This window comes from Streptosporangium sp. NPDC051023 (genome assembly GCF_040689595.1).
Taxonomy (GTDB): Bacteria; Actinomycetota; Actinomycetes; order Streptosporangiales; family Streptosporangiaceae; genus Streptosporangium.
In genome coordinates this window covers 39,020-58,304 of the sequence record NZ_JBFBCE010000033.1, presented here as the reverse complement: position 1 = coordinate 58,304, position 19,285 = coordinate 39,020, and the positions used below count along the sequence as shown (strand labels likewise).

Here is a 19,285-nt window from a genome sequence, read left to right as displayed (position 1 = left end):
TTGGGCGGGGTCACCGTCGTACGACCCAGCGGGGCGGGTCGCCGCCACGCCTCGGGACGGCTCCCGGACTCTTGGCTTCACCAGGCTTCTCACTCGCTGAAGGCCAGCTCTGCGCTCTCCGGCGACGCGGCGTCGAACGGCAGCACGAAGCGGCGCGGCCACGACAGGACGCTCTCCAGCCACCCCGCCCCCATCGTCTGGGCCACGTGGCGCAGCCGCTCTGCCGGATCGATGCCGATCGTCACCATCAGGACGTCCTGCTCGACCCGCTCGTGCTCGTCGTCCCCGAGGATGACCCGCCAGGCCAGCGCCCTGTTGCGGTCGACCTCCATGGACAGCGGGTGGTGCCGCAGCGCCTTGGCCCGGTGGCCCAATAGCTCGGTGCCGTTGGGCTGGCGGGTGAACAGGACGTACTCCATGACCGGCGCGGCACCGCGCGGGTTGGGCGCGGGCTGGCCGTACGGGAAAAGTCTGTCCACCTCGTGCAGCCAGCGGACCTGGGGGATGACCCAGGCGGGGCCCGGCCGCTCGCCCGGCTCCCTGTCGGGGCCGAGCAGCCGGGTCGCGGTCGCCGCGACCTGCTCGGTCAGCTTCGCGGGGTCGCCGATGGTCCGCAGCGACCACGCCCTGCGCCCGACGCTGCGCTCGACCGCCGTGGCCAGCAGGCACTCGCGCCGCCTGAGCGGCAGCTCGGCCCACAGGTCGGCGAGCACCCTGGGGACCCCCGGCACCGGACGGTTGGCGCAGAACGCCAGCACCAGGGTGTCGGTCCAGATCCGCAGCCAGGCCCACTCGGGCGCGTCGGCGAGCAGGTCCGCCTCGCGGAGCTCGACGAGGGTGCACGCCCGTCCCGTCCTGCACTCCTGGCCGCACGCCGCGGAACGGCGGCCGCAGATCGGCGGCATGTGGCCGGGGAGCAGCCGTTCTCGGCCCTCTCCCAGCGGCACCTGCACCCGCAGCGGCCGGTCCATCCCGTCGGCGAAGATCGCGGCGACGCCCGGCTGGAGCGAGACGACCTGCCGGGACTGCTCCTCGCTCAGGTTCATCGCCGCCCCGACGAGCTGGCGGTCGTCCTCGGCCGGGAGCCGGTGCACGACCTTGAGCGCGGTGTTCTTCACGACGTCGGAGACGAGCTTGGTGGGGATCTGCTCGGCGACCACGATGCCCTCGCCGTACGCGCGGATCTCGGCGAGCATGCCCGCCAGGAGCTCGACGGCGTGCGTGCTGGCCCGCCCCGCGCCCCGGTCGCGCAGCAGCCGGTGCGCCTCCTCGATCACGATGACGTGCCGCAGGCCGCTGCTGCGCTCCTTCCTCGCCCGCATCCGCAGGTGCTCGACGATCCGGATGATCAGCGTGCCCATCAGGAACGCCTTGTCCTCGTCGTTGGCGACGTCCTCGATCGCGAACACCACGTTGCGCTGGAGCAGGTCGCCGATGTCGGCCGGGTGGCCGCCCTCGAAGAACCGGCCCGCTGAGCCGACCCGCAGCGACCGCAGCCGCAGCGAGATGAAGCCCTCGACGTCGGCCTGGACCTCCTTGCCGTAGCCGATCTCCTGGATCACGTCCATGGCGTGCTGCTGCAACTGCTCCAGAGTCGGTACGGCGGGCCGCACGGCCGCCCCGGGCGCGGCCCACCCGGTGACCACGTCCCAGCCGTTGGCCTCGTACACCCGTTGCAGCGCGAGCGACATGATCTGCGGGAACGGCTCCTCCGCGTCGAAGGCCGCCATGAACAGCGCCCGCACCATGTCGATGTGGGCCTGTACCGGATAGCCGGGCTCGGGGGCCAGCGGGTTGACGCTGAACGGCACGCTGTCGGGGGCCGACGGGTTGATCACGGTGACCGGGGCGAGGTGCTCGACCCTGCCGCCCATCGCGGCGTACTCGGACTTGGCGGGCTCGATGGCCAGCCAGGGGATCCCGGCGCCGGTGAGCTGCTCCAGCAGGTGCCTGACGGTCTGTGACTTGCCCGAGCCGGTCGCTCCGGTGACGAACGCGTGCCGGTTCAGGGTGGCGAGCGGGACCTTGAACGAGCCGACCGCCCTGTCCTGGCCGTCCAGGATCGAGCCGAGCTCGACGGTCAGCGCGCCCGGTGTGACGTCCGCCTCGCTGGTCACGTCGAAGAACCCGGCGTCGAGCACCCTGACCCCCGGCACCTCCCTGCGGGGCAGCCCCGCCAGAGCGGCCAGCGCGCCCGCGGTGGCCGCGAACGGGGCCGCGGTGCCGTCCGCCGGGTCCTGCAGGGTCACCGAGAGCGCCTCGACGAAGCCGTGCACCGGGCCCGTCAGGGCGCTGCGCAGCCGGTACGGGTGGTGGCTCATCTCGGCGGAGCCGACCAGCACGGGGGCGATCTGGCGCAGCTCCTCGGGTCCCGCGGCGCCGGCCAGCACCCGCACGCTCCACAGCCCCGCCTCGCGGAAGGCGTCCAGCTCCTGCATGCGCCGCTCGGCGCGCTCGGCGTCGTAGCGGGAGCGTTCCGAGGCGTCGCCGTACTGCCTCAGCACGTTGAGCTGGGTCCGCAGGTGCGCGACCTCCGCGTCGAGCAGGTCGGTCTGCTCGGCGATCACCAGCCAGGCGAACGGCCGGGACATGAGCGTGACCAGGGTCGACTCGAAGAGCGTCGGCCGTTTGATCTCGTCGGCGTCCGGCTCGCGACGCCCGCCGAGCGGCGGGGCCTGGCGTCCTGGGCAGACGGCCCACGCCAGGTCGGACAGGTCGCGCAGCCACTCGTCGCCGATCCGCACGCCTCGCGCGCCGCTGGGGAACAGCAGCGGCTCGGGGCTCGCGGGCACCGGTTCCGGCTCCGCCGCGGCCCTGCGGGGCGGGCGGGGCGGGGTCAGCGGCCCCGCGTTGGTGATGAGTTCCAGCGGGGCGCCGGAGCCCCGGGAGAGCCAGCCGACCACGAAGGGCCGGTTGCGCTGGGCGGCGGAGAGCACGGCGGGCAGGACGGTGACGAAGTCCCACTCCGCCGACGAGCTGCGCGAGGGGGCGGTGATGGCCTGGATCCGGTACCACGGACCGGCCAGGGGGTTGGGAGGACGGGACACGCTCGGTTGCATTTGCTCTCCACCCGGGGGACCCGGCTCTAGACCGGGGGGTCGACGCTTCATGGATCGCTCCGCCGGACGGGATGGCGGAGACCCGGGGGCGGGGTACCCCGGCAACCAAGGTCGAACCTCCCTCGGGGATCGCACCTCCGCATTGACGATGTCATTACCAGAAACGAGCGATTCATTGGCGTCTGCGCCAGTCGAGCCTGGCCGGGGGCGGCCCGAGGTTGGGCGGCGCGTCCTCGAAGAGGCTGGGCTCGTGGCGCCGGGCCTCCTCCGCGCGCTCGAGCACGGCTTCCTTGATCTCGTCGAACTCCCCGAGCGTGGTCTTGGGGAAGGTCAGGATGGCCGGGTTCGCATCGGCGAGGCGGACCCTCCGGCCCTGGGCGGTCGCGTCGGTGACGATGACCGACGTGGTCGGCAGCTGCTGGAGCTGGTGGGGCTCGACGAGGAACTCCCTGGAACGGTGCAGGACCCGCTCGGTCTCCCCCATCGCCTTGGTCGCCTGGCGGCCCCACTCGGTCGACTCGGTGATGTCCTCCTTGAGGTCGGTGCCGCTCACGTCCCGCGCGTCCTCGCCCTCGTCCGCCTGGCCGACGGTCGAGACGTAGCCGCCGTCGGTCCCGGCGCCCGCGGCGCTGATCGTCTCGGTGAGCTGGGCGAGCTCGAGGCGGTGCTCGGTGCCGACGTGCTCGCTGGCGATCCTGGCGTCCTCCGCGTTGCCCAGGCGCATGAACGTCACCGCCGCGTGCCCCCGCCCCAGGCGCTCGCGCACGGTCGGGGTGAGCGCGCGGTAGGTGAGAACCAGGCCGGTCCTGGAGGTCTCGCAGGCGTCCATCAGCCGGTCGAGCACGTCACCGCGGAGCTTGTCCGCGCCCGCGACGATGATCGTGTGGTACCACGGCCGCTCGGAGGCGGGCGACTGGCGCAGGATGTGGGTGAGCGCGGTGGCCACGTAGGTGCCCAGGACGCGGTTGCCGAACACGCCCGCCTGCCGGTCCATGGACACCACCCGCAGGCGCGCGGGCGGCAGCCGTACGGCCTCGGAGCCGAGCGTCTCCAGCTTGCGCAGCTGCGACTCCAACGCCCAGGCGCGCTCGATCACCACCCGGTCGCTGACCCCGCGGCCGAACAGCGTGCCGATCCGCTCAAGCTGGCTCGCGGTGATCAGGCCGCTCAGGAGATCGTCGCGCGGGTCGCCGACCTGGGCCAGGGCCCGCAGGGCGGCGGTGACCTGGTTGATCGTGGCGTTCTCGCCGAGAACCTCGAGCACCCGCTCCAGGATCGCGTTGTCGAACGACAGGTCCCTGGTCGTGCGGTGCTCCTCGCTGACGCTCACCACGTGGGCGAGCACGTCGGCGAAGGCCTCCGGGGGCAACGTCGCGCCCAGGTCGAGCCGGGGCAGGTCGCCGGGGAGCACCCAGACCAGCGGGTCATCGCCGCCCCTGCGCGCCAGCTCTATCAGGTCCTTGGCGATCGCGCCCTCGGACAGGTCGAGCACGGTCAGGTGTCCGCCGCTGTAGAGGCGGGTCGCCCCGAGCAGGGTGATCAGCGCGGACCAGCCGGGCAGCGTGCCGCCCGCCACGTCGATCCGGTCGATCTCGTCCGGCACGGTCACGGCGTACCAGGTGAGCTGCCGCTCGTAGCGCTCCTTCTTCTCCGCCCACTCCCGGTAGCGTTCCGCGTGCTCCTCCTGCGCCTGGAACAGCTCCCTGTCGCGCTCCTCACGCTGCCGGTCACCGACCGCCTGGCGCTCGCGGATCCGGTGCCTGACCGCCCGGTCGCCCTGGTGGATGGCGTAGCTGCAGAAGACCGCGACCCCGCCGGCCGCGACCAGTCCCGCGGCGGCGAACGACCACCTCAGCAGCTCCGTGACCCCGAGGACGAGGATCAGCACCGCGAGCGCGGTCATGAACACCCTGAAGATCTTCACCGGCCGGTTCAGCAGGGCCTCGTTGAGCCGCTCCCTGCGCATCCACTCGGCGTCGGCCGGGTCGTCGACGACGGCCACGCCGTCGTCCGCCGGGGACGGTCGTCGGGGAGCAGGACCAGGATCCGGGTGCAGCAAGGCATACTGCCAGCCCAGGTAGATCCGGTCCGCCTGGAGCTGCGCATGCTCGGGATGCACGTCCGCCACGGAACCTCCGCCATAGGGCTCTCGCCGCCTCGGAGACAGCGTAAGAGTTGGACCTCCGATTCGGGCAGCGTTCCCGCCAATCTGCTGTATTTTCCCCATGTTCACCGCTACTTAAGGGATGAATGAGTCGGATGGGGTGAAGGTAAGCGATTACCATCCTTTGTCATGACGTCTCCCCCCGGTGGCGAAAACAGGCGACGGCGCCCGGTCGCAGTCCCGATAGCCGCTCTGGTGGTGGCCACCGGTCTGGGAGTCACCGCGGCCTTCGGCGGTCTCGCCGAAGCCCCCAAAGAGCCTCCCAAACAGCTCGGCCCCGGCGCGAGCCTGAACCAGGGCGAGTTCACGACCAAGTTCGTCGAGTCTCGCACCGTCTTCCAGGCCGACCCGTTCGGCGGGACGGGCAAACGCTTCCTGGAGCTCGTGATGGAGGTCACCAACACCGGTGAGGAAACCGCGCAGGTCGGCTTCCCCTGGTACGAGAAGAAGGAAGGGCTCTCCTTCGGTGCGGGCCTGCTCAAGATGACGCCAGAGATCAAGAGCCCGTACGGCCCGCTCACCTCCGTCTCGGGCGACAGCGTCCCGGGCAGGCAACTGCACCCCGGGGTCACCTCGACCGTCGTGGTCAGGTACGAGCTCACCGGGGGCCAGCACCCTCCCAAGCAGGTGAAGCTCGACGTGGGCACCTTCGAGTTCAACGAGGGCTTCACCCAGAACTTCGGCTGGGTGCTCGTCAAGGACGACCCGGAAGGACCGCCGACCGTCGCCGCGCAGGTCACCCTCCCGGTCCGGCAGAAGGAAACCACCTGATGGGAACCGTCGCCCCGGAACGCACCAGGACGCCGGCCCGCCGGCGCCGCAGGGCCCCCGCCCCGCCGAGCCGATGGCGCAAGCTGGGCGGCCTGCTCGCCGGAGTCGCGCTCGCGGCGACGGCGGTGTGGGCGCAGACCTTCGCGTACACGCGTGACGACCGTGGCGCCCCGCTCACCTGGACCGGCGGTCTCGGAGACGAGGTGAAGGCCTCGCGCGTCTGGGTCCAGGCGAAGGCCGTGCACGCGGCGAAGGCGATCGAGACAACGGGAACCAACGGCAAACCGCAGAGGGCGACGACCACGGCGATCTTCCTCGTGGTCGACCTGGCCGCCCAGTCGACCTGGGAGCCGCAGCGGATCGTCTCGCAGGAGATCCTGACACAGAGCGGCCGCCGCTACAGCGCGACGGACAGGGTGAACGAGACCCAGACCATCAAGCAGTTCTTCGTCCAGCCAGGCTGGTGGGTTTCCGGCCCCGCCGTCTTCGAGCTTCCGGCCTCCGAACTGGCCGGAGCCCGTATCGTGGTCAGCTCGGCGGGGGGAGCCATCACCGAGCCCTCCGCACCGGAGGTGGAGATCGATCTCGGCCTCGACGAGGCCGCCGCGGCCCGTCTGGTGTCCGAGGCGAAGGACGTCTATCCGTTGGGGAACAAGAAGTGACGGGCACGCCGCATCCCGAAGACGACAGATCACCTGACTGGTTCGCCTCCGAGGAAGGCCCGCTTCCCGCGCCCCCGCCCGGACACGCCTCCCCGCTTCCCTCGCCTCCGTCCGGACACGCCTCCCCGTCGCCCGCTCACCAGCAGGGCGTCTCATGGTCGCAGGGAACCTGGCCCCAGCCACCGGCCGCCCCGGCCGCTCCCGAGGCACGCCAGGCGCGTCCTGGCGGCCTGCCGGAGTCCCTCCCCGCCTCGTCCCCCCGCCACGCCGTACCGCCCTCAAACCACGCCACACCGCCCCCCGGCCCCATCACACCGCCCTCAAACCACACAGCACCGTCTCCAGGCCACGCCACACCGCCCTCAAACCACACGGCACCTCCTCCAGGCCACGCCACACCGCCCCCAGGCCACGCGACACCGGCCCCGAGTCACGCCGCACCGTCTCCAGGCCACGCCACACCGGTCCCAGGTCACGCCGCGCCGCCCCCTGGCCATGTCGGCGTGGGCGGCCCTGCGTCCTTTCCCGGCGCGGCGGTGCCGGGGCAGAGGCCCGCGGCCGGCGTCCCCTGGCTTCCCGAGACGCGCCATGATTTCTCCGACCGGCAGGTCTGGCCTCCGGCCGCTTCCCGGAACGAACCTCCCGGAGCCTCGACACAGCCGTTTCCCGCCGTTCCCGCCTCCCCTCTGCCCCGGCCGTCCATCCCCGCCATGCAGCCCCTCGCGATGACGCAGGAGCCCTTCCAGCCCTCCCCCACGCCACCTGCCCCGGCCACCCCGCCCGCCCCGGCCCAGACACCTACCCCGCCTACCCCGCCCGCCGCCGATCCGCCACAGACCAGGCGAGACCGTACGGCGCTGCGCGTCGCGGGCGCCGTCCTGGCCCTGGCGGTGGCCATCGCGATTCCCACGTGGGACGGGTACAACACCTACCGTGAGGCGCGGCCCGCCGATCTGATCCACACCTTCGCGGCGGGCGCGACCGCGACGTTCAAGCACGTGTCCTGGCAGGTGGGCGTGGAAGCGGTGGACAACCTGCCCAACGCCCGCCCGATCGCGGCCGACCGCCAGTGGCTGAAGATCAAGCTCACCCGGGTCTCCCTCGATCCCGAGGGGGTGATCAGGCGTGCCTCCCCCGAAGTCGAGGTCAAGGCTCCTGATGGGCGCACCTGGAAGGCGGAGGTCGTCGACGACGACATGCCTCTTGAGGCCAAGGACCACAAGGTCGGCACGCCCTACCACTACAACCTGATCAGCATGGTGCCCAAAGCGCTCTCCGCCCAGATCGAGGTCTACGTGCGTCCCAGCTCCGTGCGAACGCTGGAGAACGAGTCGGTGCAGGACATGATGAAGCGGGCCGCGAAGGACCGCGAGTCGAACGCCGACGTGCTGCGCTTCAGGCGCTGACCACCTCTCCCGCCTCGCGGCTGCGGGTGGCCGCGATGTCGAACGTGGCCGCGAGAAGGCAGACGGTCAGCACCTTGACGACGAGTTGCCTGATGATCTCGACGGGATTGCCGAGGAACACCCAGATGTAGGGCTCCTCGTTGCCGACCAGCATCCGCACGCCCTGGTCGGCGTAGTCGGTTCCCACCCGGATGAGCACGTAGCACAGGCAGAACATCCCGAAGAGGGCGGCGCCTCCGCGTACGGCGAGCCGGAAGGCGTTGGCGGGCGGAACCCAGCGCTCCTGGAACCCGGTCGTGGCCCGCGTCATGGTGGTGCGGGTCAGGGTGTGGGCCTGCTCGACCCGGTCGGCCACGGCGTCCAGCCGCGTTCCCCGCACGACCGCGCGAGTGTCCTCGGCGAACGCGCCGTAGACGAGCGCGGCGACCGTCAGCCACGTCAGCGGCTCGACCAGGGCAGAGACGATGTACGGCCAGACCTCTCCGATGGCCGCCGTCACCTCCTTCCAGCCGGGGACACCTCCCTCCGCCTGCTCGATCCAGCCGTGGAAGGTGGTCATGACGACCCGGCTCGACAGCCAGTCCGAGCGCGCGGAGACAAGGGTGAACATCGCGTTGACGCCGTAGAAGGCGAAGGCCAGCTCGAAGAAGGTCGTGAGTATGCCGCTTCCCTTGACCTTGTCGTTCGTGTGCCACCACCCGAACAGCGTTTTGAGCCCGTAGGCCACGACCGTGATCGCGATCGAGAGCCGGAGGTCCAGGTCCGTCAGGCCGGTGGCGGTCGTGATCTTCTCACCGGTGAGCGATCTGGAGAAGAGGTCCTCGCCGATGTTGTGCGTCCGGTCGAGGGCGACGAACTGCCTGGCGTCCTCCACGTGGAAGCTCCAGGCCATGTAGATCGTGGCGAAGACGAGCGTGGCCCGGTTCAGCGCGTCGAACAGGCTCTCGTCCGCCTCGTCTCCCGCCCGCCGTACCTGGATCTCCCTGAGCGCGCCACGCACGGAGTACAGCATGCCGATCATGACGACGAGCTCGTTCAGCACGATCAACGTGAAGAGCAGCATCGTGATGACGAGCCGCACCTGGCGGTAGTCCCCGTGCGACACCTCGGTGGCCGTCCACAACAGGGCGGCGCGGATCGCCCGTCCCGCGGAGAACCACAACACCAGCGAGACGCCGCACGCGCCCAGGATCCTGAGAGCGTGCAGGGGCAGGGAGTACGCCGTGAGCGCGCCCTGCGCCGAGCCCGCGGCTCGCGGCGATGGCAACGGCGGGGACATAACAGGCGTTCCGGACACCTGATGGATGCTAGCGATTCCCTCGGCGGACCGCAGCCCGATCGAACCACCCCGGCACCCGCCGCCCACCCCGTCACGGCACCGTCACGGCACCGTCACGGCCCCGGACTCCGCCCGCCACGAGAACCACCGGAGGGAACGCCCGTCCTTCCTCTCAGAAACCCCTCTCAGGCCTCTCAAGAACCCCTCTCAGGCGCGGACGAGGCCCCACACGGACGCCGCGATCTCCTCGGCCGGGCGGGGCGGGTGCTCCCCGAGCCAGTAGGTCACGACCCCGACCAGCGCGCCCGCAACGTAGTGGGCGTGCACCTCCGGGGGCACGTCGTCGTGGCCGGGCGGCCGGGAGCCCGTCGCGAACGGAGCGCGCAGCTCAGCGGCCAGCACCTCGCGCAGGCGCGCACAGAAGCGGGCGCTGCCGTGCGGGCCGAGCATCCGCCGGTACAGCGGGGCCCGGGTGCCGACGTGGTCGAACAGCGCGACCAGCGACGCGGGAACCGGCCCCGGCTCGCGGTAGGGACACCGCGCCGCCTGGGCCGCCAGCTCGCCGATCGCCGTCTCCATCGCGTCCAGCACGAGATCGTCGCGGTCACGGTAGTGGAGGTAGACCGTGGCCCGGTTGACCTCGGCCGCCCTGGCTATCTCCGCGACGGTGATCGACTCGGGGTCACGCTCGACGGCCAGCCGCAGGACCGCCGAGCGCAGCCGGGCACGGGTCCTGCGGATTCTCGGATCGTCTTCGGGCACTCCACAAGATTAAACGACACCTGTCGAATAAACGACAGGTGTCGTTTGTTGCATCGGTCATGAAGCGCATCGAAGTCTGGGCGGACATGGTCTGCGCCTGGGCCTACATCGGCAGGCAGCGCCTGGAGAAGGCGGGGTTCGGCGAGGACGTGGAGGTCGTCTGGCGTCCCTACCAGATCGACCCGATGGCCCCGGCCGAGGCGGAGCCCCTGGACGCGGCGCTGCGCGACCCGGTCGCCGAGGGCGCCCTGCGTGCCTGTCACCCGGCCCTCACGCCCGCGGAAAACCGCGACCGCGTCGCGGGCGTCGCGGCGCAGGAGAGGCTCGGCCCGCGCTGGGGCGCCGTCTGGCGGCCGAACACCTTCGACGCCCACCGGGTGATCGCCCTCGCCCACGAGCGAGGCGGCCCGGTCCTGCAGGACGCCGTCGTGGAACGGCTTCTGCGCGCCCACTTCACCGAGGCGGCCAACCTCGGCGACCACGCGACCCTGGTGGCCCTCGCCACCGAGGCCGGTCTGGACGGCATGAGCGAGGCGCTCGCCTCAGGGCGGGGAACGGCCGAGGTCCGCTTCCAGCTCCTGCGGGGCAAGGCCATCGGCATCGTCACCTCTCCGACCTTCGTGGTCGGCGGCTCCGCGGTCTCCGGCGCCCAGCCGCCGGAGGTGCTGCGAGACCTCGTACGGCACGCCGTCCCCGAGCGCGAGCTTCCCGACGAGGTGAGGCGCCTTCGCCACGCCGAGTCCCTGCTGGACGCCCGTGACCCTCTCGGCGCCCTGGAGATGCTGCGCCCGCTGCTGGACGGGCACGGCGACGACTCCGCGGTGCGCATGCTGGCCGCCCGCGCCTACTTCGGCTCGGCCCAGCTCGGCCGGGCGCGGGAGACGCTGGAGTCCCTGCTCGAGCGAGCCCCCGGCGACCACTACGCAAGGTTCCTGCTCGGCAGGACTCTGGAGCGGTCCAATCGCCACGCCGAGGCCCTGCCCCACCTGCGCCTGGCGGCGGCCATGTCCCCCGACCCCGACTACACCGGCGCGCTCCGCCGGGTGGCGGAACGCGCAGGAACCTGATCCACGCGACGCGCCCGGAACCCGGTCCAGCCCAGAAAGGCCCCAGAAGGCCGCAGAAGGCCGGTGAAAGGCCGGAAGGCCCCGGGAAAAGGAGAGAGCCGGCCCCCCCTGGACGGGAAGCCGGCTCTCTCTTCTTCGGTGAACGGGTCAGACAGCCACGGCGAGCTGCGTGACCTCGCCCAGGCGAGCCTGGGCGGGGATGTCCTTGGTGACGCCGCCGCCCGCGATGATGCGAACGGTCCACTCACCGGGAGCGGCGAAGAAGCGGAAGATGCCCTCTTCGGACACCACGACCTCGCCGGTGAACTCGCCGGAGTGGTCCAGCAGACGGGCGTAAGCCGTACCCGTGCCGGAGACCACTCCCTGGATGACGGCCTGGGTCGAAAGGTCGATCCCGGCCGGAAGGGCAATCGTCTGTTCCGGAGCTGCGCATCCCTGAGTCATTATCGGGCCTCTCCCAGTTCGATCGGCACGCCCACGAGCGAGCCGTACTCGGTCCACGAACCGTCGTAGTTGGTGACGCTGGCCTGGTCGAGAAGCTCGTGCAGAACGAACCACGAGTGGGCCGAGCGCTCGCCGATGCGGCAGTAGGCGATGGTGGCCTTGCTGAAGTCGACGCCCTCACCCTCGTAGAGGGCCTTCAGCTCCTCATCGGACTTGAAGGTGCCGTCGTCGTTGGCGGCCTTCGACCACGGGATGTTGCGGGCGGTCGGCACGTGGCCCGCGCGCTGGGCCTGCTCCTGCGGGAGGTGCGCGGGGGCGAGCAGCTTGCCGGTGAACTCGTCGGGCGAGCGCACGTCGACCAGGTTGAGCTTGCCGATCGCGGCGACGACGTCGTCACGGAAGGAGCGGATCGACAGGTCCTGCTCCTTGGCCTGGTAGTTCGTCGCGGGACGCGCGGGAACGTCCTTGACCAGCTCGCGGGAGTCGAGCTCCCACTTCTTACGGCCGCCGTCGAGGAGCTTGACGTTCTCGTGGCCGTAGAGCTTGAAGTACCAGTACGCGTAGGAGGCGAACCAGTTGTTGTTGCCACCGTAGAGGACCACGGTGTCGTCGTTGCCGATGCCCCGGGCGGACAGCAGCGCCTGGAAGCCCTCACGGTCCACGAAGTCGCGGCGGACGGGGTCCTGGAGGTCCTGCTTCCAATCGATCTTCACAGCGCCACGGATGTGGCCCTTGTCATAGGCACTGGCGTCTTCGTCGACCTCGACGAGGACGATGCCATCGGCGTCGAGGTTGGCCTCGACCCAGTCAGCGTCCACCAGGACGGCGGAGCGGCTCATTGGAATCCTCCGGGATTAACTTGCGGCGGGCAGTAGACGGCGAATGATCAGGAACATCTCGCAGCCGAGGCAGAAACCAAAAGCGGCATTGAGAAAGGCGGCGAACAGGGCCGCAGCGGTGGCGCCGAGGGCCAGCGGCGTGATCTGTGTGATGTAACCGACCAAACCCACCAGAGCGAAGAAGAGACCCAGTCCCTGCGCGAAACTCGGCGGGGCTGCGTCCTCCAACTCCGGGGGAGGACTCTTCACTATCCCTTTGAATATCATCCCGTACGGCGAGGCGCCGAAAAGACCTAGCGCGAACACCACGGCCTGGGCGGCCAGTAGCAACCCGCTGCTCGTCACGAGAACGAGAGCGAGGACAACAGTCGTCAAAGCCGCGGAGAAGCGAAGGGCTCGGGGATCAACGTGCATCGCTCGATGCTCCTGAAGGGTTATACAGATCGGTGCGGCTCAAAGGCCGCTTGAGATCGCCCTTTAGGAAAGACGACAGAGCGCGGTGGTCACGCGGCAAAAATCAACCGCGCGCCGCTTCGTCAGCAGCTCTGTCGTGGGGTTCATGCCCAAGACACTACCCCGGCGCTCCATCGTCTGTCACATCCCTGTCCAACTTGTGAGACAAAATTGCTCAACGGGCGGTATGCTGCCCCGTTCACTCACCAATGGCGAGGCCGAGGGCCCCGATCACATCGGCCTTACGTGGCTGCCCGGAGGCACGTTTCACAACACGCCCTGACGCGTCAAGGATCAGTACAGTCGGGGTGCGCAGAATGTTCATCGAGCGAACGAGGTCGAGCCGGGACTCCGCATCGATCTCCACATGCGCCACTCCCGGCACAATGTCCGTCACCTCGGACAGGATCCTGCGGGTCGCCCGGCACGGCTGGCAGAAGGCGCTGGAGAACTGCACCAGCGTCGCCCGCTCTCCCAGGGAGGTGTCGAGGTCACCGGATGTCAGTCGCTCCACGCCGCCCCCAACGTCACGCGGCACGCCGTTGCGCCGCCGTACGACCACACCGACCAGCGTGGCCACAGCCAATGTGACGAGCACCACTGCCAATCCGGTCACAGAGCACGACAACACCCGGCCGTGCCCGGCCATTCCCGCCCGTCCCCTGCCCCCGGCCTCCGCCAAGGCCGGGGGTGGGGTCGAGAGCGGCAGGCCCTGCCCCCCGACAGAGCCTTCACCCGCTCCCGGCGTGTCACCGGCTCCCGCGCGCCCCGCCCGGAGCGCGCGGGCCGCCGGTGGCGGTATCGGTCGGAGTCGTTTCAGGGAACATCAGGGAACATCAGGGAACATCAGGGAACGCGGACGCCGACCAGCACCCGGCCCTCCGCCGTGGTGATCTCGAACCTGGAGATGCTCCTGAACGGGATCGTGGTGGTTCCCGTGAAGGGCCCCGACCTCTCGTAGGCGGGCTTGTTGACGACCCAGTTCGCCGCCGTCTGCCGCACCCCGCCCGCGCCGATCACGTCCAGCTTGCAGGGGGTGCCCGCCGCGACTCCGGAGAGCACGACCTTGACGGTCGTCGTCCCCTCCCCCTCGCTCATGGTCACCGTCGCGTGGACGGACTGGTTCCTGCCCTCGAACTTCTTCTGCCCATCCGGAACGTCCATGATCCGGGCCTCGTCGGAGGCCCCGCCCGAGGGAGCAGCGGAGGGGGGGGCGACGGCGTAGCGGTCGCTCTTCTCCTTCGGCGCGCTCTGCGCGTAGCCGCTCTCGCCACCGGCCGAGGCCGAGACGGACGTGGGCAGCGCCAGGTCACCGGCGTTCTCCGAGGGCCGCATCGCCGCCCACATGGTCCCGCCGAGCCCGACCACCAGGACCGAGGCCGCCAGCGAGAGCAGCACCCTGGTCATCCTGCGCCTCTTGGCACTCGCGCTGAGCAGCCGCTCCAGGACCGCGTGGGGCGGGCTGGCCGCCTGCGCCACGTCCTCCTCCGACACCTTGCCGAGGAACCCGGCGACCCCGGTCAGCTCCTCGAACTCGGCGCGGCAGCCGTCGCACTCGGCGAGGTGCGCCTCGACGAGCACGCACTCCTCGGGCTCCAGCGCCCCGAGCACGTAAACCCCGAGCGACATCCGCATATCGTCACAGGTCATCATCATGGCGCGAGCCCCCGCTCCTCCAGCGCCAGCTTGAGCGCCCGAAGCGCGTAATACGTGCGCGACTTCACCGTTCCGGCAGGGATACCGAGCGCCTCTGCGGCTTCCTTGACCGACTTTCCCTGGTAGTAGACCTCGGCGAGCACCTCACGGTGCTCCGGCCTCAGCGTGGCCAGCGCCTCCGCGACCGCCCACGACTCGACGGCCCGTTCCAACTCGTCGTCGGCGGGCACGACGGCCAGCGCCTCGTCCCCTATCTCCGGCGGACGTGCCTTGCGTGCCCTGTGCTGGTCGACGACGAGATTGCGGGCCACCGTGAACAGCCACGCGCGGATGGGACGCCCGCCGAGCGCGTCAGGATGCCGCCACGCCCGCAGCAGCGTCTCCTGCACGACATCCTCCGCTCTCCCCGGGTCACCCGTCAGCCGCAGAACGTAACCGTAGAGTGGCCCGCCGTGCTCGTCGAAAAGCGCTCTGACGAGCTGCTCATCGGCGGTTCCGGCTTGGCTCACATCCTCACGACGTACGGCGGAGCGCTTCGGTTCAGTCACGGCTCGGTTGTTCGGTCGGGGTCCGGCTCACGGTCACGATCCGGCCGGACAGGCTGCGCGGAACAGGGCGGTGCGAGGCGGTCGGGGCCGCCCAGAAGAGCGGACCACCGGCCGCGCCTCACCGACGCGGGCCAGGCCCCACCGGGCCATTCAACCGCGCAACCGGTTCAGCCGCGGAGAGGAACGTCGGCCGCCTCGCCGGAGATCTTTATCCCCTGGGGCACGACGCTCACTCCGGTCACCTTCAGATTGAACGGGAGGTTCTTGATCGGGATCCGGTAGGTGATGAACCGTTCGGGATCGGGCACCGGGATGCCGCCGCCCAGCGTGACCTTCCCCGGCGTGAACCGTACCTCCCCCTCGGCCACGTCGATCTTCAGGTCGGCCTTGACCGGCACCTTCTGCCCCAGCACGGTGATCTGCCCGTTGACGGCCAGGGCGTCGCCGTCGACCTCGATCTTGATCCCGCGTGGCGCCCGCTGGTTCAGCGTCTGCAGCGGGACCACCACGGTGCCCGCGACGCGCTCGGCGCGGATCTGCGCCCTTTCTGGGTGAAGCACCAGGTCCGACAGCGAGGCGGTGACGCCGTACAGGGTGAAGTCGACGCCGGAGAGCTGGATCCCGCTGAGACTCATCGGGCCCGCGGCGACTTTGACCTCGTCGTATCTCCCCGCGATCGCCTGGGTCAGGAACGGGATCCCTTGGATGGTCACCTCGGGCGGATTCTCGAGGTCGTATCTCGCGGTCGCCTGTGTGGCGATCTCCCGCTGCACCCCGGTGACGGCCACCCTGTCCAGGATCACACCGAGAACGAGCAGCAAAATCAGAAAAGCGGCCAGCTTACGCATCTGACTCCCTGTTCAGCGCCTCGGTTGGCTCCCTGTTCCGTGCTTCGGTTCAGCCAGGGTGCCACCGCAGCACATCCCCCGGCAATGCTGTCCAAAACGCCACACCAATCATGAAATCCACTCGCCTCAGGCCTGAGCCACCGACAGGTCTCCCCGTAAACCGGAGAAACACGTCACGTGACCCGGAGAAACACATCACGGCACTCCCGCCGGGAGAGCGCACTCCCGCCCCGCGGCCCGTCGTCACCCTCCCGCGAACGGGGGAAGCACCTCGACCGTCACCCCGTCGGCGAGAACGACCGCCTCGTGCGCCCGTTTGCCCACGGGATGCCCGTCCACCAGGAAGGAGGACCGCCGGACCACACGGGCCAACTCCGCCCGCCCTCGTGTGACATTCGTCATCAACTCGGCCAGCGTCGCCGCCTCGAAAGGCTCCTCGGCGACTCCCGAGGCGTCCTTCGCCGCCGCCCAGTAGCGAATCGTGCCCCTCGCCATCTCCAGATCAACCCCTCACGCACACATACGGTCACCGTGCTGTTACGGTGAATCCACGAGGGAAAGCGATGTTCATCAGGTGGACACTCCGTGGACGCTTCACCCTCGTCGGCTATCCTCACCTACACGGGACCTGGGCGACGTAGCCCCCGGGTCCTTACGTGTTTGTACGGCCCATCGGCCGGCATGACGCGGGAAGGAGGCATCGTGAGCAATCTCCTGCTGCTCACCAACGCCCTTGAGCCCTCCTCTGAGGTGCTTCCGGCGTTGGGGCTGCTGCTGCACTCGGTCCGGGTCGCTCCTGCGGAGGGGTCGGCGCTGATCGACACCCCGCCCGCCGACGCCGTCCTGGTCGACGCGCGCCGCGAGCTCGCCCATGCCAAGGGCCTGTGCAGGCTGCTGCGGACCACGGGCATCACCTGTCCCCTTCTGGTGATCGTCACCGAGGGCGGCCTGGCCGCGATGACCGCCGAATGGGGCGCGGACGACGTCATCCTGGACAGCGCGGGTCCCGCCGAGCTGGAGGCCCGGCTGCGGATGTCCATCGGCAGGCTGAACCTGTCCGCCGCGGAGGAGGTTCCCGACGAGATCCGCAGCGGTGACCTGTCGATCGACGAGGCCACGTACACCGCCCGGCTCCGCGGCCGCGCGCTGGACCTGACCTTCAAGGAGTTCGAGCTCCTGAAGTACCTGGCGCAGCACCCCGGCCGTGTCTTCACCCGCGCCCAGCTTCTGCAGGAGGTCTGGGGCTACGACTACTTCGGCGGCACCAGGACCGTCGACGTCCACGTCCGACGGCTGCGCGCCAAGCTCGGCGCCGAGTACGAATCGCTGATCGGCACCGTGCGCAACGTCGGCTACCGCTTCGTCCCCGAGCGCGGCACCGAGACCGCCGAGGAGCGCGAGCCCGCCCGCCACTGACGCGGAACCGGGCTCGCGCTCCTCTGTGCTTCTTCGTGCTCGGCTGTACGCCGCGCCGGCCGGGGCCGTACGGCTACCGCGCGATCAGGGAACGACGGTGATGTGGTTGGGGACCGGGGGCGTGATCGACGGGTTCGCGGCGAAGTAGGCGGCGAAGGCGTCGATGTCGAGCGGGCCACTCCACAGGTTCGTGCCGTCCTTGAACCCGGCGAACGCGTCACCGCCACCGACGAGGAAGTTGTTCGCGGCGACCCGGATGCTCTGGGCGTCCGTCACAGCGGCACCGTCGATCTTGATGTTGGAGACCTTCGAGCCCCACGCGGCACTCGTGCTGTAGGTGTAGGTGAGGTTCGAGGAGGGCTGCAGGATCTTGGTGAAGGGCTGCGCGTTGGGGCCGCCGGTGAACTGCTGCTCCAGAACGGTCTTGAGCTGCGCACCGGTGAGGGTGACCACCTGCACGAGGTTGTTGAACGGCTGCACCGTGAAGGCCTCGCCGTACGTCACCACGCCGTCGCCCTCACCGGCGGGCGAACCCGTGTAGGTGAGGCTCGCCCGCACGCCGCCCGGGTTCATCAGGGCGATCTGGGCGTTGCCGCCGGTCTTGGCCGAGGCGAGCTGGCCGTCGGCGATGAGGTTGCCCAGGGGCGACTCGCCGGACGGGGACGCGGCGTTGGGGATGTCCGCGGTGATCTTGCCGATCGGCTTGTTGGCCACCGGCGCGACGCGGTCCTTCCACGTCTGGACGAACGCGGCGATCTCCGGGTCCGGGGTGACCGTGCGGGTCACGACCTGGTTGTCGGCGACGACCGAGGACCGCACGACGTCGCGGGTGCGGACGTCCACCTGGAAGTCGACCTTGGTGATCACGCGGCCGAAGGAGCCGCCCTGGCTGTACAGGCGCGTGCCGCCGCTGGGGTCGGTCACCTTGCACAGGTAGGCCTGGTGGGAGTGACCGCTGAGGATCATGTCGATCTCGGGGTCGACCTGGGTGGCGATCCGGTTGCCCGCGCCCGGCTGGGCGCTGCAGGCGTCCGGCGACTGGCCCGCGGTGACCTGGTCGCCCTCGTGCACCAGCACGACCTGCGCCTTGACGCCGACCAGCTTGAGGAGCTTGGAGGCGACGTTCGCGGCCTTGACCTCGTCGATGAACTGCAGGTCCTTGATGCCCTCCGAGGTGACGATGTTCGGAGTGGTCTGGGTGACCAGGCCGATGAAGCCGATCGGCACGCCGTTGATCCAGCGGATGGCGACCGGGGGCAGCGCGGGGATGCCGTAGCCCTTCAGCAGGGCGCGCAGCGAACCGGTGCTCTGGCCGCCGGTCTGGCCACTGAGCGCGGCGAGCGCCTCCTGCTCCGCCTTCCGCGCGGTGCCGTTCGATCCCTTGAAGATCACGTTGGCGCCGAGGTAGGCGTACTTCGCGCCCTTCCAGGGGCCCGCGGGCGAGCAGCCGTCAACCGAGTGGCAGCCGCCGTACATGATGCGCCTGAGCTCGCCGTACCCCTCGTCGAACTCGTGGTTGCCGACGGCGGAGGCGGTGACGCCCACCTTGCCGAGGAACTCGACGGACGGCTCATCGTGGTAGGCCGCGGAGAGCAGCGGGCTGGCCCCGATCAGGTCACCCTGGGCGACCTTCAGCGTGTTCTTGTCGGAGAGCTGCTTGAGGTAGGTGGCCACGTAGGCGGCGCCACCGGCCTCGACGGTCGCGCCGGTCTCGTCGACCATGCGGCCGGAGGAACCGGTCGGAGGTTCGAGATTGCCGTGGAAGTCGTTGAGGGAGAGCAGGCGGACCGGCACGGTCTTGGCGGGCTGGGAGGGCTTGTTGCCCGCCGCCGCGGGCCCCACCGCGAGCACGATCCCGGCTCCGGCGAGGATCCCGGCCATGGCCAAGCGCTGGAAGGTACGAGACATCAT

Annotated in this window: 19 protein-coding genes; 5 read left to right on the top strand and 14 right to left on the bottom strand. The window is 70.1% G+C overall.

What is annotated here, in order from left to right:
- Positions 1–89 precede the first annotated feature (89 nt).
- Together AB0395_RS22580 and AB0395_RS22575 are read right to left on the bottom strand one after the other, a co-directional pair.
- Positions 90–3,059: an ATP-binding protein gene (locus AB0395_RS22580; RefSeq protein ID WP_366283354.1), complete on the bottom strand. Its 2,970-nt coding sequence runs from the start codon at positions 3,057–3,059 to the stop codon at positions 90–92.
- A gap of 172 nt (positions 3,060–3,231) precedes the next feature.
- Positions 3,232–5,187: a hypothetical protein gene (locus AB0395_RS22575; RefSeq protein WP_366283352.1), complete on the bottom strand. Its 1,956-nt coding sequence runs from the start codon at positions 5,185–5,187 to the stop codon at positions 3,232–3,234.
- 165 nt (positions 5,188–5,352) lie between these two features.
- Here AB0395_RS22575 and AB0395_RS22570 point away from each other — a divergent pair, with 165 nt between their 5' ends.
- From AB0395_RS22570 to AB0395_RS22560, 3 genes are all read left to right on the top strand, one after another.
- A complete protein-coding gene (locus AB0395_RS22570; RefSeq protein ID WP_366283351.1) occupies positions 5,353–5,994 on the top strand; it encodes a hypothetical protein in 642 nt (213 codons plus the stop codon).
- Complete coding sequence (locus tag AB0395_RS22565; protein ID WP_366283349.1) at positions 5,994–6,656, top strand: hypothetical protein; 663 nt, start codon at positions 5,994–5,996, stop codon at positions 6,654–6,656. Before AB0395_RS22570 ends, AB0395_RS22565 begins: the two co-directional genes overlap by 1 nt.
- A gap of 710 nt (positions 6,657–7,366) precedes the next feature.
- Entirely contained in the window at positions 7,367–8,062 is a 696-nt protein-coding gene (locus tag AB0395_RS22560; RefSeq protein ID WP_366283348.1) for a hypothetical protein, read from the top strand.
- Here AB0395_RS22560 and AB0395_RS22555 read toward each other — a convergent pair.
- Complete coding sequence (locus tag AB0395_RS22555) at positions 8,052–9,329, bottom strand: hypothetical protein (protein ID WP_366283346.1); 1,278 nt, start codon at positions 9,327–9,329, stop codon at positions 8,052–8,054. The two genes, AB0395_RS22560 and AB0395_RS22555, sit on opposite strands and share 11 nt — an antisense overlap.
- 219 nt (positions 9,330–9,548) lie before the next feature.
- Positions 9,549–10,103: a TetR/AcrR family transcriptional regulator gene (locus AB0395_RS22550; protein ID WP_366283345.1), complete on the bottom strand. Its 555-nt coding sequence runs from the start codon at positions 10,101–10,103 to the stop codon at positions 9,549–9,551.
- A gap of 59 nt (positions 10,104–10,162) precedes the next feature.
- Between AB0395_RS22550 and AB0395_RS22545 the strand changes: the two genes are divergently transcribed.
- Positions 10,163–11,170: a DsbA family oxidoreductase gene (locus AB0395_RS22545; RefSeq protein ID WP_366283343.1), complete on the top strand. Its 1,008-nt coding sequence runs from the start codon at positions 10,163–10,165 to the stop codon at positions 11,168–11,170.
- A gap of 147 nt (positions 11,171–11,317) precedes the next feature.
- On the opposite strand, the gene AB0395_RS22540 is transcribed toward AB0395_RS22545, so the two are convergent.
- From AB0395_RS22540 to AB0395_RS22500, 9 genes are all read right to left on the bottom strand, one after another.
- Positions 11,318–11,614, bottom strand: coding sequence for a DUF1416 domain-containing protein (locus AB0395_RS22540; protein ID WP_352014620.1), 297 nt, complete (start codon positions 11,612–11,614; stop codon positions 11,318–11,320).
- Positions 11,614–12,453, bottom strand: a complete 840-nt coding sequence (locus AB0395_RS22535; RefSeq protein WP_366283342.1) for a sulfurtransferase — start codon at positions 12,451–12,453, stop codon at positions 11,614–11,616. The genes AB0395_RS22540 and AB0395_RS22535 overlap by 1 nt, the downstream gene beginning before the upstream one ends.
- Positions 12,454–12,468: 15 nt before the next feature.
- Positions 12,469–12,867, bottom strand: a complete 399-nt coding sequence (locus AB0395_RS22530; protein WP_366283340.1) for a DUF4395 domain-containing protein — start codon at positions 12,865–12,867, stop codon at positions 12,469–12,471.
- Between the two features lie 63 nt (positions 12,868–12,930).
- A complete protein-coding gene (locus AB0395_RS22525) occupies positions 12,931–13,014 on the bottom strand; it encodes a putative leader peptide (RefSeq protein WP_366283426.1) in 84 nt (27 codons plus the stop codon).
- 91 nt (positions 13,015–13,105) lie between these two features.
- On the bottom strand, positions 13,106–13,444 hold the full coding sequence (locus AB0395_RS22520) for a thioredoxin family protein (RefSeq protein ID WP_366283425.1): 339 nt from the start codon (positions 13,442–13,444) through the stop codon (positions 13,106–13,108).
- A gap of 308 nt (positions 13,445–13,752) precedes the next feature.
- Positions 13,753–14,541, bottom strand: a complete 789-nt coding sequence (locus AB0395_RS22515; protein WP_366283424.1) for a zf-HC2 domain-containing protein — start codon at positions 14,539–14,541, stop codon at positions 13,753–13,755.
- Positions 14,542–14,558: 17 nt separating this feature from the next.
- Positions 14,559–15,071 carry a sigma-70 family RNA polymerase sigma factor gene (locus AB0395_RS22510; protein WP_366283422.1) on the bottom strand — a complete coding sequence of 171 codons (513 nt, stop codon included), beginning with the start codon at positions 15,069–15,071 and terminating at the stop codon, positions 14,559–14,561.
- 206 nt (positions 15,072–15,277) lie between these two features.
- Positions 15,278–15,958, bottom strand: coding sequence for a DUF2993 domain-containing protein (locus tag AB0395_RS22505; RefSeq protein ID WP_366283338.1), 681 nt, complete (start codon positions 15,956–15,958; stop codon positions 15,278–15,280).
- Positions 15,959–16,201: 243 nt separating this feature from the next.
- Complete coding sequence (locus AB0395_RS22500) at positions 16,202–16,453, bottom strand: MoaD/ThiS family protein (RefSeq protein ID WP_366283336.1); 252 nt, start codon at positions 16,451–16,453, stop codon at positions 16,202–16,204.
- Positions 16,454–16,660: 207 nt separating this feature from the next.
- Between AB0395_RS22500 and AB0395_RS22495 the strand changes: the two genes are divergently transcribed.
- Entirely contained in the window at positions 16,661–17,374 is a 714-nt protein-coding gene (locus tag AB0395_RS22495) for a response regulator transcription factor (protein WP_366283334.1), read from the top strand.
- Between the two features lie 84 nt (positions 17,375–17,458).
- Here the strand turns inward: AB0395_RS22495 and AB0395_RS22490 are convergent, their stop codons facing one another.
- The gene (locus AB0395_RS22490; protein WP_366283333.1) at positions 17,459–19,285 is read right to left on the bottom strand and encodes a bifunctional metallophosphatase/5'-nucleotidase; all 1,827 of its coding nucleotides are present in this window, start codon (positions 19,283–19,285) and stop codon (positions 17,459–17,461) included.